15 protein-coding genes, 2 tRNA genes and 1 pseudogene are annotated in these 10,300 nt (G+C 45.1%); 7 read left to right on the forward strand and 11 right to left on the reverse strand.

All coding sequences use genetic code 11. The annotated features are described in order from the left end of the window. From ACO6V1_RS20265 to ACO6V1_RS20280, 4 genes are all read right to left on the reverse strand, one after another. The coding region (locus ACO6V1_RS20265; protein WP_422468245.1) for a hypothetical protein at positions 1-210 on the reverse strand (210 nt) is incomplete at its 3' end. Then, on the reverse strand, positions 170-376 hold the full coding sequence (locus tag ACO6V1_RS20270) for an RloB domain-containing protein (protein ID WP_422451131.1): 207 nt from the start codon (positions 374-376) through the stop codon (positions 170-172). The genes ACO6V1_RS20265 and ACO6V1_RS20270, both read right to left, overlap by 41 nt. A gap of 6 nt (positions 377-382) precedes the next feature. Further along, complete coding sequence (locus ACO6V1_RS20275; protein ID WP_422451098.1) at positions 383-610, reverse strand: hypothetical protein; 228 nt, start codon at positions 608-610, stop codon at positions 383-385. Further along, on the reverse strand, positions 603-1,967 hold the full coding sequence (locus ACO6V1_RS20280; protein ID WP_422468247.1) for an AAA family ATPase: 1,365 nt from the start codon (positions 1,965-1,967) through the stop codon (positions 603-605). The genes ACO6V1_RS20275 and ACO6V1_RS20280 overlap by 8 nt, the downstream gene beginning before the upstream one ends. Before the next feature lie 396 nt (positions 1,968-2,363). On the opposite strand from ACO6V1_RS20280, the gene ACO6V1_RS20285 reads away from it, so the two are divergent. Next, complete coding sequence (locus ACO6V1_RS20285) at positions 2,364-3,095, forward strand: ankyrin repeat domain-containing protein (RefSeq protein ID WP_422462967.1); 732 nt, start codon at positions 2,364-2,366, stop codon at positions 3,093-3,095. Beyond that, positions 3,086-3,406 (forward strand): hypothetical protein, encoded by a 321-nt coding sequence (locus tag ACO6V1_RS20290; RefSeq protein ID WP_422451094.1) that lies wholly within the window; start codon positions 3,086-3,088, stop codon positions 3,404-3,406. Before ACO6V1_RS20285 ends, ACO6V1_RS20290 begins: the two co-directional genes overlap by 10 nt. A 27-nt stretch (positions 3,407-3,433) precedes the next feature. Here ACO6V1_RS20290 and ACO6V1_RS20295 read toward each other — a convergent pair whose 3' ends face one another. The 3 genes and pseudogenes from ACO6V1_RS20295 to ACO6V1_RS20305 form a co-directional block, all read right to left on the reverse strand. Next, positions 3,434-3,895, reverse strand: a complete 462-nt coding sequence (locus tag ACO6V1_RS20295; protein WP_422468252.1) for an ATP-dependent DNA helicase — start codon at positions 3,893-3,895, stop codon at positions 3,434-3,436. Between the two features lie 9 nt (positions 3,896-3,904). Then, positions 3,905-4,066, reverse strand: coding sequence for an AAA family ATPase (locus ACO6V1_RS20300; protein ID WP_422451093.1), 162 nt, complete (start codon positions 4,064-4,066; stop codon positions 3,905-3,907). 60 nt (positions 4,067-4,126) lie between these two features. Continuing rightward, positions 4,127-4,637: pseudogene (locus tag ACO6V1_RS20305) on the reverse strand (ISAzo13 family transposase). Between the two features lie 362 nt (positions 4,638-4,999). Between ACO6V1_RS20305 and ACO6V1_RS20310 the strand changes: the two are divergent. The 3 genes from ACO6V1_RS20310 to ACO6V1_RS20320 all read left to right on the forward strand — a co-directional run bounded on the left by ACO6V1_RS20310 (position 5,000) and on the right by ACO6V1_RS20320 (position 6,655). Next, positions 5,000-6,046, forward strand: coding sequence for an ankyrin repeat domain-containing protein (locus ACO6V1_RS20310; RefSeq protein WP_422451091.1), 1,047 nt, complete (start codon positions 5,000-5,002; stop codon positions 6,044-6,046). A 104-nt stretch (positions 6,047-6,150) separates the two neighbouring features. Then, a complete protein-coding gene (locus ACO6V1_RS20315; RefSeq protein ID WP_422462971.1) occupies positions 6,151-6,483 on the forward strand; it encodes a hypothetical protein in 333 nt (110 codons plus the stop codon). Continuing rightward, positions 6,470-6,655 (forward strand): hypothetical protein, encoded by a 186-nt coding sequence (locus ACO6V1_RS20320; RefSeq protein ID WP_422451087.1) that lies wholly within the window; start codon positions 6,470-6,472, stop codon positions 6,653-6,655. The genes ACO6V1_RS20315 and ACO6V1_RS20320 overlap by 14 nt, the downstream gene beginning before the upstream one ends. Positions 6,656-6,970: 315 nt before the next feature. On the opposite strand, the gene ACO6V1_RS20325 is transcribed toward ACO6V1_RS20320, so the two are convergent. Continuing rightward, positions 6,971-7,666, reverse strand: coding sequence for an aspartate/glutamate racemase family protein (locus tag ACO6V1_RS20325; protein WP_422468250.1), 696 nt, complete (start codon positions 7,664-7,666; stop codon positions 6,971-6,973). Positions 7,667-8,465: 799 nt separating this feature from the next. Here ACO6V1_RS20325 and ACO6V1_RS20330 point away from each other — a divergent pair. Beyond that, complete coding sequence (locus ACO6V1_RS20330; RefSeq protein ID WP_422451084.1) at positions 8,466-9,005, forward strand: DUF6155 family protein; 540 nt, start codon at positions 8,466-8,468, stop codon at positions 9,003-9,005. Positions 9,006-9,248: 243 nt separating this feature from the next. On the opposite strand, the gene ACO6V1_RS20335 is transcribed toward ACO6V1_RS20330, so the two are convergent. Beyond that, positions 9,249-9,380 carry a transposase domain-containing protein gene (locus ACO6V1_RS20335; protein ID WP_422451082.1) on the reverse strand — a complete coding sequence of 44 codons (132 nt, stop codon included), beginning with the start codon at positions 9,378-9,380 and terminating at the stop codon, positions 9,249-9,251. 125 nt (positions 9,381-9,505) lie between these two features. Here ACO6V1_RS20335 and ACO6V1_RS20340 point away from each other — a divergent pair, with 125 nt between their 5' ends. Next, positions 9,506-9,784, forward strand: coding sequence for a type II toxin-antitoxin system RelB/DinJ family antitoxin (locus tag ACO6V1_RS20340; RefSeq protein WP_422451080.1), 279 nt, complete (start codon positions 9,506-9,508; stop codon positions 9,782-9,784). A gap of 282 nt (positions 9,785-10,066) precedes the next feature. On the opposite strand, the gene ACO6V1_RS20345 is transcribed toward ACO6V1_RS20340, so the two are convergent. Beyond that, positions 10,067-10,143: transfer RNA gene (locus ACO6V1_RS20345), tRNA-Asp, on the reverse strand. 38 nt (positions 10,144-10,181) lie between these two features. Further along, a tRNA-Val gene (locus ACO6V1_RS20350) sits at positions 10,182-10,257 on the reverse strand. Positions 10,258-10,300 lie beyond the last annotated feature (43 nt).

Genomic DNA, 10,300 nt, shown 5'->3' on the forward strand with positions numbered 1-10,300 from the left:
GTAGACTCGCGTTCCCAATCCGTTAGGCCAGCGTGATGTTGGATCTTCATCCAATTTTTTTGCATATATTATTGCCTGCTCTGTCAGATCCCAAAAATCATCAATATTTGGTGCTGAAGACTGATAGGACCGAACATATTCCTTTATCTTTCGTTTAAGAGCACTTTTTTTATTGGCATATAGCTGTTCCTGTTTCTTGCGCCAATGCATACACATCCAAATGGTGCAGAAGAAGCCAGAGATCAAATGCAGGATTGCTTAATGCCAAAAGGTACTGCTTCTGATCGCAGGCCTTTGCAATTTCAGAAATGGCTTTCTCCTCCCATGCCTGCTGATCACGATCAATCACCAGACAAAGTTCGTCGTGAGTACCAATACCGAATTACTTCTTGTACGTATTCATCTGCTGCAAAACATACCTGGGAGCGCTGAGATTACCCTCCCGAGGCGGTAAAACCTTCAGTTTGAGACGTGAACCAAGCGCATCAGACTTGTCAGCCACACCCTGAAAATAGACCGGCTCAGTTGCTGCACCTTCGCAGGCAATGACGATTAAGGATGGATCACGAACACCTCGAATACGTGTGAATGGGCGGGGTTCTCTAGCCATTATTTATACCTTTGACCAGATTATTTAAGCCATCTTTAATTACAGGGACACCGCCCAAACGCCCTACCAGATAATCTTTCCGAATATCTTTGTCCGGTCTGGACTGGTACTCTTCCAACGAGTACAAACTGGATATGCCCGCTGAGCTTGTTTGTGCGAACCATATCTCATCCCGTCGTATGAGGCCCACATCCAGAAGGTTAGACTCATGAGTTGTGACAATCAGCTGGCTATGTCGACCAGTGGTTAATGATAGAAATTGACTCAGAATCGCCATCGTTATTTCTGAGTGCAAACTTCTATCTATTTCGTCTATTACATAAACCTTTTCTTGCGAAAAGAGCTCCAATAATCCGGGGGCAATATCTAAAATACGTTGACAGCCATCAGACTCCTGATTGATATCAAAATCGACAGATTCACCTTGATGATTCTTATGTGATGTCATCAGTTTAAACGTATTGATTTCACCATTCTGATTTTTAAGAATCTGATACAGGGTACTATCAGGGGTTGACACCAAAGAGGCCTCACCAGCTTCTAAGGTTGCCATAATATCCTGTTTAATATGGTCAGGAATATCATAGACATCTTTGATCAAATCGACCTGTTTCAATGACAGATCATTGATACCTGTATCGAAGCTTCTGAGTACACTTGCCAGAAGACTACTAACGGTATCATCAGAATGAACGGCCATTTCCAGACCATGATACTTTGAATCAGGAAAAACAATATTGAGTCGATGATGAAACCAATCATTAACCTCCGTTAAAGGCTTAATGTAATCTAATGCCTTGGTCACATTACGATCCTGACACTCAAACAAAAACAGCCGGTGTCCGGGAGTCGCTTTGGCAGTGAATGATAAAAACTGTTCATCGTACTTGCTCTTAAACTTAAGGGCAGGAAACGAAATACTATGTTCATTTGTTCGAACAAACACAGGGGACTCACCCTTTTTATCTATTTTGTACAGCCATTCTTCCTGAATAAACTTGCTATCTGCCATAAAGCCATAAGCATAATTATTCTTGCCACATTTGATCTCAAACTCAAAACGTGATGGTTTTTGAGAGCAATCCTTATCCAGCAGGAATGGGTCATAGTTTAGATTTTTCCCCTGCGGGCTACCCTGGACAATCATCAATCGGGCAAAATGCATAGCCTTGATCAAATTAGACTTGCCTGAAGCATTGGCCCCATAGATGACAGCTGCTTTCAGGGCACCAATATCTTTTGGATTGCCAGGCGGGATAACATGACCAGAATGGGTGCGAACCCGGCTTGGAACCATGGATAGCTCCACCCTGTCCCTGAAGGATCGATAGTTTTCAACAGAGAATCGCAAAAGCATAATAAAGTCTTTAGGTGATATTTTCTCCTAAAGATTGGCATATTTCTCATAAATTCATAATTTTTTACACTAAAACAGGCCATTTCTCATGCAAAGCAATCTCTTCAAGCACACAGAGGAATACACCATATTATTTATGGCTCTGCAGCAAAACTGACAAAATCGACCAGATACTAACTCTAAAATTTTAAGCGGCCTATACGACTGCTTTTTCTATGGCCTGAATATCGGGATCAGCCCAAAGTCGATGGTTCATCATCTCCACCAGTTTGAGACAACCATCAGCCAAAGACTCATTCACAGAGGAGAGAAATATAAGAAAAACGAGAAAAACGACTGAAGGGAACTTTCTACCGGGAACCTGCTCCAATTGATAAGTTAGCACTGGAGCATATTATGAATGGTACTGGTGGTGTAATTAATCTGCCCCCGGAGAATATCCTGGGTTCCATGTATGAATCTGATAAGGCATCAGCGGTGCCTGAGTTCACTGAGTCGGCGAGCAAGTTTCTGAAGTCAGCAGAGGTAGGAACGTTTCTTAACAACGCCAGGGCCGTTGCCGCCGAGCTGCTTACCCCCGATGATCGTCTGGTTGATAGCTGGAACCTTCCCCATCAGCTTACTCCGCTCCACATTGCCTGCCTGGCAAAGGATAGGGTGCTGTTTAAGGCAGCACTTGCTGACCCTCAATGTTGGAAGATCATCGATCAATGCACCTCCGCAATTGATGTAGACGAACTGGCAATTACAAAGGATGATAAGAAAATGCCTGCCATGAACGGTGACACTCCTTTGCATTTTGCCCTGTATAACGGCTGGGATGAGGGTGCTTTAAAATTAATTCACGAACTGTCAGCTGCTGGAAAAATCAATAATACGGTAAATAATACCGGCAGTAGTTTACTAAGCCTGGCCGCCGCCTATGGCAGTCTGGATGTGGTGTCCGAGCTTTGTAACTGTCTCAGGCGAGAGTTTAGCCTGGTTTACTTTGACGACTATCTGATGCACAGCACAAACAGCCAGAGCAGTCTGCTGCATCTCGCTACACAGCAGCAAAATCCGAAGGTCTTTGAGTATCTGCTGGAAAATCAGTTGAACAGCAGTGGAGGTCAACACTGTTGCAGCTGAATAATGACGGGAAGACGCCAGCTGACCTGATTAAGGAGGTACTGCTTGATATTCGCAGAGTTGCCCTGGAATCGGATGGTAATGTCAAGAGGTTAATCTATGCAAAGCAGCTAAAAGATGATCAGGCCAAAGCATTGGAAGACTATAAGAGTCAATTGGATAGAAATGATAGTTATACACGAAAATATTTTAAGGACCTTGGCTATCCTGATGGTCCCTGGCAAGAGTTTTATATGGAGAATAAACACGAGGGTAAGCAGGCTCAGTCACCTGAAACTTCCACTTGGACGTTCCCATGTAATCTGGTCTGATTGACGAGTCATTGCGTGCTTTCTACTTTAACCCAATCGAGTCTGAAGATTAGTCAACCGGTAGTTTGATTTGCGAGTTCGGGCCGCCATCCCCACCGCCTTGGGCTGCCCAACCAGCACCACCATTTGCTTCCCCCGAGTCACTCCGGTGTAGAGCAGATGACGTTCCAGCAGAGTGAAGTGCTGCATGGCCATGGGTATCACCACACAAGGATATTCCGAACCCTGAGTTTTATGGATGGTCGTGGCATAAGCCAAGGGGACTTCATCCAACTCATTGACAGGGTAAAGCACCTCCCGCCCATCAAACTCAATCATCAGCTCGCCCTCTTCAATATCAATGCTTTTTACTTGACCAATGTCGCCATTGAACACTTCCTTGTCATAGTTATTAACGGTTTGAATCACCTTATCCCCCGGTGCATAGGTCCAGCCATACCGGGTAACCCGTGGTAGCGCATTTGGGTTCAATGCTTCCTGTAACGCCACATTACTCAATCAAATCTTCAGAATGCTGTAAACCACCGTCGTTTTGCCCACACCGGGACCACCGGTGATAATGCAAAACTTATTCTGAACCGCCAGTCCAATGGCCCCTTTCTGGGAGTCAGACAGTTGGATGTTATTTTTCTCTTCCACCCAAGGGATGGCTTTATCCATAGCAATGCCTGACCAAGCGGAATTTCCCTTTAGTAATTGTCCCGAAATAAAATCGACATTTCATTTTCCACCTGGTACAGCAGTGTAATTCCATTTTGGCAGAAATTTATCAAATTGAATGCTCATCCTCTCTTTGAAATCAGCGGCGTATTTACGCCCTTTTTCAAAGACCGTATCGATTATTTTCACGACTACTTTCAACCCTGTCGTCGTTTCAGTTTTCTCAATATAGTGCTTTGCTGTCTCGATACTTTCCAGAGGTACACCACTGCTGGCTCTTCTCATGAGGAAATACAAGATGTTCAATTGGATTGTACTTTGAGCAATAGGGTGGATAATGTGCAATACGATTTTTTAAATTCAATCGATCGGAGAGTGCTTGCAAATCCTCTTTGAACAGGTACGACGATGAACTATTACTACCGCCACCATCACACATAATTAATATCTCATCTTCATTTGGATAGTCTTTCTGTCCATGCTCAAGCCACCAGAGAGCAATGCACTCACAAGAAAATTCAGACGTGTCTTTACTGGTATTTAAATGAACCACTGACTTGTTTTTGCCCAAGTCGTATATCCCATGTGGTATAACTTTGCCATTGCCCTGACTGGGGAAATGTAGAAATTATTTCAGGACAATTACTAAGCACAGCCGACTTATCCGCGAGTAACATTGCAATTTTGCGTAATTGCTGATTTTCAATGATACTCAGTCAAAATTTTAAGCACCCTATACGTCTGCGTTTTCTATGGCCTGAATATCGGGATCAGCCCAAAGTGGATGGCTCATCATCTCCACCAGCTCGAGAAAGCCATCAGACAAAGACTCATTCACAGAGGAGAGAAAAGTAAGAAAAACGAGAAAAACGATTGAAGGGAACTTTCTACCGGGAACCTGCTCCAACTGATAAGTTAACACAGGAGCATATTATGAATGGTACTGGTGGTGTAATTAATCTGCCCCCGGAGAATGTCCTGGGCCCCATGTATGAATCTGATAAGGCATCAGCGGTGCCTGAGTTCACAGAGGCGGCGAGCAAGTTTCTGAAGTCAGCAGAGGTAGGGACGTTTCTTGACAATGCCAAGGATGTTGCTGCCGAACTACTTACCCCCAATGGTCGTCTGGTGGATAGCTGGAACCTTCCCCATCAGCTTACTCCGCTCCACATTGCCTGCCTGGCAAAGGATAAGGTGCTGCTTGAGGCAGTACTTGCTGACCCTCAATGTTCGGACATCATTGATCAATGCACCTCCGCAATTGATGTGGACGAACTGGCAATTACTACAAAGGATGGTAAGAGTATACCTGCCATGAACGCTGACACTCCTTTGCATTTTGCCCTGTTAAACAGCTGGAATGAGGGTGCTTTTATATTAATTCACGAACTGTCAGCTGCTGGAAAAATCAATAATACGGTAAATAATACCGGCGATAGCTTACTAAGCTTGGCCGCCGCGAATGGTAGCCTGGACGTGGTGTCCGAGCTTTGTGACTGTCTCAGGCGAGATTTTCGCCAGGTTTACTACGACGACCATCTGATGCACAGCACAAACAGCCAGAGCAGTCTGCTGCATCTCGCTACACAGCAGCAACATCCGAAGGTCTTTGAGTATCTGCTGGAAAATCAGCTGGACGGCACTGGAAGGTCAACACTGTTGCAGCTGGATAATGACGGGAAGACTCCAGCTGACCTGATTAAGGAGGTATTGCTTGATAAGCGCAGAGTTTTCCTAGAATCGGATGGTAATGTCAAGAGGTTAATCTATGCACAGCAGTTAAAAGATGATCAGGCCAAAGCATTGGAAGACTATGAGAGTCAATTGGATAGAAATGATAGTTATACACGAAAATATTTTAAGGACCTTGGCTATCCTGATGGTCCCTGGCAAGAGTTTTATATGGAGAAAAAACACGAGGGCGAGCAGGATCAGCCACCTGAAACTTCCACTTGGACGCTCCCATGTAATCTGGTCTGATTTCTGAGCTGGCATGGCCACGGACTGCCCAGAAATTTAAAGCACACAATGCAAGGATGCACTAATTGATGTTTGGGAGTTGCTGAATCCTTGGTGTTAAGTGTTTGCTGGAGTGCTTCCAGCTCTTTAAAGAGTGTTCTGGAAATAGCTTAAAAAACGGAAGGGCAGACGTTGGGCTTAAAGGCCGGTCGGATCAGTTTGGAGACCTTTATAAACACTATGTCCAAGCACTGTCCTTTCGGTTTGCCCGTGATGAGAAAGGCTGGCGGTTGCTGGTGACAACGGCTGCGATACGAGGTCATCCGTGTACCCGCCCGGAAGCCAGTGCGATGGGTCTTGATATCAACTCCGACCACCAGGCCCTGGCGTTGATTGACCGCTACGGTAACCCGCTGAACAAATGGACCATTCCCTGTCACACCTATGGCAAAACCTAAGAGCAACGTCTGGCGGTTGGCCAGGATCAACCCGGCTTACACGTCGGTGATAGGGCGGACAAAATTCAGTGGCCAGTATGGCCTGTCGGTGCATCATGGCGCAGCCGTGGCGATAGCCCGACGTTATTTCCAGTTTCAACTGGGTCTTATTGACTTCTTTCAAAATCCGTAACGTCAACCGGGTACTGGAGACAATGCGCTGTTACGTTTCCGGGAAACAACCCGGGTATCAAACAAGGGCTTAATCGCTTGATTCTGCTGATTGGGAGTTAACGTGTTATCCAATACGTCATCCTCCTTTGTCAGCAGATCAAATAACGCCGTTCTAACCTGATCTTCCGTTTGGACCGAACAGCGAGAGCATTTCAGCAAACTTGCAAGCATAGCCCCTGAAGCCTCATCAAGCGATTGATGAGGCGCTATTTCTTCCAGCAATGCTCCGGCATACGCACTTCCGAAGCGGTCTACGATTTACCACCCGTTTATTTTATTCAACAATCGCTAACTTCACTGCCTTCTGGGTATGCATTTCTGTTGTGTCATACAGTGGTATGGTCGTATGGGTCTGTTGAACCAACAAGGCAATTTCAGTACAACCGAGAATTACTGCCTCAGCCCCTTGGTTATGCAGACTGCTAATGATCTTCAAATATTGGTTGCGGGAAGCGTTGTTGATCTGTCCAAGACAGAGTTCCGTGTAAATGACCTGATGGACTACCTCCTGTTCAGTTTCATCCGGAATAACAACGTCTATACCAAACTTGTCCGACAAGCGATTTTTATAAAACGCTTGCTCCATGGTGAAGCGAGTGCCCAATAAACCAACCCGTTTTATACCATCTTTGACAAGAAGCTCGCCGGTTGCATCAGCAATATGCACCAGAGGAATGGCAACGGATTTTTCAACAGCCTCTGCCACTTTATGCATGGTGTTAGTGCAAATTAAAAAGAAATCAGCCCCACCTGCTTCAACAGAACGAGCCGCAGCGGACAGAATCTCTGCTGTTTTATCCCACTCACCCTGGTGCTGAAGCTTCTCAATTTCAGCGAAATCGACACTGTAGAGGGCAACCTTGGCTGAATGTAACCCCCCAAGAGACGTCTTAACGCCTTCATTAATTCCCTTGTAGTAGCTTAGAGTTGACTCCCAACTCATCCCACCAATCAATCCAATCGTTTTCATTATTAATATTTACCGATATAACCAGAGAGGTTCTGCACAAACTCCACAAAAAAACGTATAAAAGTTCGCCCGCAGTCCCGAGAGCCTACCAAATGAGAGAACTGAAACCTCCATCGCGACCTCCGGCAAATTGTAACCTAACTTACTGATATTGAAATACAAAAAAAGTGGAGGACTCGAAGGGCCAATTCCTCCACTTTTTCTAAGAGGATAGAGAAAACGGTAAAAACAGGGGAAAATAGCTTGTTTGTGGGGAGTGTGAAAACTCCATCGGGGTGCTGTTAACCCTTTGTTTACAGATCCTATAAACGACAAAACCCTCACGACAGACATCGTAAGGGTCAAGGTGTATGGCGGTGGCGAGGGAAAAGGCTGCGGAATGTTTTGATAACCAACATTAACAGAACCATTGTACCTTGAAACTATCCATGCAGTGCTTTCAAAGTCCCCTTCGGATCTACCGCAAAAATTCTCAGCAGTGCTTTGGCTGGCCCCATTGGCTGCCGACGCCCTTGCTCCCAGTTTTCCAGAGTCTTTTGCTGACACCTATCAGCAAGGCAAACTTCGCCTGACTCAACCCTAACTTCTCAAGAATCGCTCTTACTTCAACCTCTGGAAACCCAGTCACTCTTGCAGCTGGCTTTTTCGTTCTCGAATATCATCCAGCTCCTGGACGCTGGCCAGCAGCTCATCAAACATTGACTTATCCATCAGACCAGAAGTGGTTGAAATTGACCATTCATAAGGCTATAAGTCACCACCCTAACATTGGCCTGTCTCTTAATGAGCGATTATACAAATGTCCAAAAAGCCAACATTGACTGAACTGAAGAAACAGTTAAGGAAAAAGAACCAGAATGAATTGGTCGAAGAAATTGCCCATCTCTATAAGAAATTTGCCAACATAAAAGAGTTCTACCAAGCCTCATTCTTTAATGACGATTCCGCAGTGTTGGAAAAATACAAAAAGATCGTCAGGGATGAATACATCCCATCGGGGCGTAGGCAATTCCCCTCCATGAGAGCATCCGTTGCCAGGAAAGCGATCTCAGACTACAAAAAAATATCCTGTTCTAATGCTGGCCTTGCCGACATCATGCTCACATTTGTGGAATCTGGCGTCTGGTGCACCCAAGAGTATGGCGACATTGATGAACCTTTTTATTGCAGTATGGAAAGCATGTATGAAAGCGCCATCAAATTCATTGTCAAAGAAGATCTCTTTCATGATTTTGATGACCGATTGCGTAGCATCTTAAGAGATACTCATGATATGGGCTGGGGCTTCCATGATACGCTATCAGAAACTTATGACACCTATTCCATCAGCGCTGATTGACGAGTCATGACGTGCTTTCTACTTTAACCTAATCGAGTCCAAACTTTTCAGGCAATATCACAAAGAATCCGCTGGCTTCGCTATGGAAAGTAACTCGCTCTACCGATCCTTGCAGATGAACCAGAGGCTGATGGTCGGTGTAGCATTGATGATTTGAAGCAGCTTCCATCAAAGCGTCGTTTATCCGTCAGAGGAATGAAGCCAATCAACAGGATATTAAGTAGCTAACCAAAGCGAATTTAATCAAACGACTACCGATATATTTACTGAAGATGCGGCTCTATCAAAGCTTGCACTTATCAAAAATTCGAACGGTTCCAGCCCATTGGCCTTCGCGCTTTCGATCAGGCTGTCATCGTTATTGTTAATGGCCATCGGATTTCCTTTTCTTTAACCAGGGAAGCGGCATCCACTGCACTTGAATATCTCCGATATCCTTCTATAACTTGTCGTACAATGTATAACAATGTAAGACATATTTAACTTATGGAGAGTGAAAAATGAGGCAGGAAATGCTCAGCGCCCGTATCGATCACGATACCAAGGCTGCCTTTACTAATATCTGCGAAGCCATTGGTTTAAGTACTTCTCAGGCCATTAAGCTCTTTGCCAAGGCGGTCATCAATCACGGTGGCATCCCGTTTGAAGTGCGAGTTCAGCAGCCCAATAAAACCTCGGTGGCGGCAATGAAAGAACTTGATGAAGGCAAAGGCCACAGCGCCGAATCTGTCAGTGCCTTAATGAATGAGCTGACTGATGGCAAGGTAAGTGATGTATAGCCTGGAATATTCCAATCAGTTCAAGATGGACTTTAAAAAGATCACCAAGCTGGCCATTGCAGATATTATTACCGTAGGTCATGTTATTGGTACTCAAACCTGATTTCTCGGAAGGGCTCAGACCACAGCTTTTCAGAGAGGAGAGAGAAAAGTAAGAAAAACGGGGAAATTAGCTTTAAAAACGAAAGGCCACAAACCACAGCATCATGTGTTTAACCCTTTGTTTACAGGTCCTATAAACGACAAAACCCTTACGACAGGTATCGTAAGGGTTAAGGTATATGGCGGACCGGACGGGACTCGAACCCGCGACCTCCGGCGTGACAGGCCGGCATTCTAACCGACTGAACTACCGGTCCGCTATCTAGTTTCTAGTATCCAGATACTAGTTTCTAGTTGGTGGGTGATGACGGGATCGAACCGCCGACCCTCTGCTTGTAAGGCAGATGCTCTCCCAGCTGAGCTAATCACCCAAATTTTTTACTCTGCTTACCTGCTTCTCAACACAGGCATAAA

The sequence above is a fragment of the Endozoicomonas sp. ALC013 genome, assembly GCF_049310205.1.
Taxonomy (GTDB): Bacteria; Pseudomonadota; Gammaproteobacteria; order Pseudomonadales; family Endozoicomonadaceae; genus Endozoicomonas.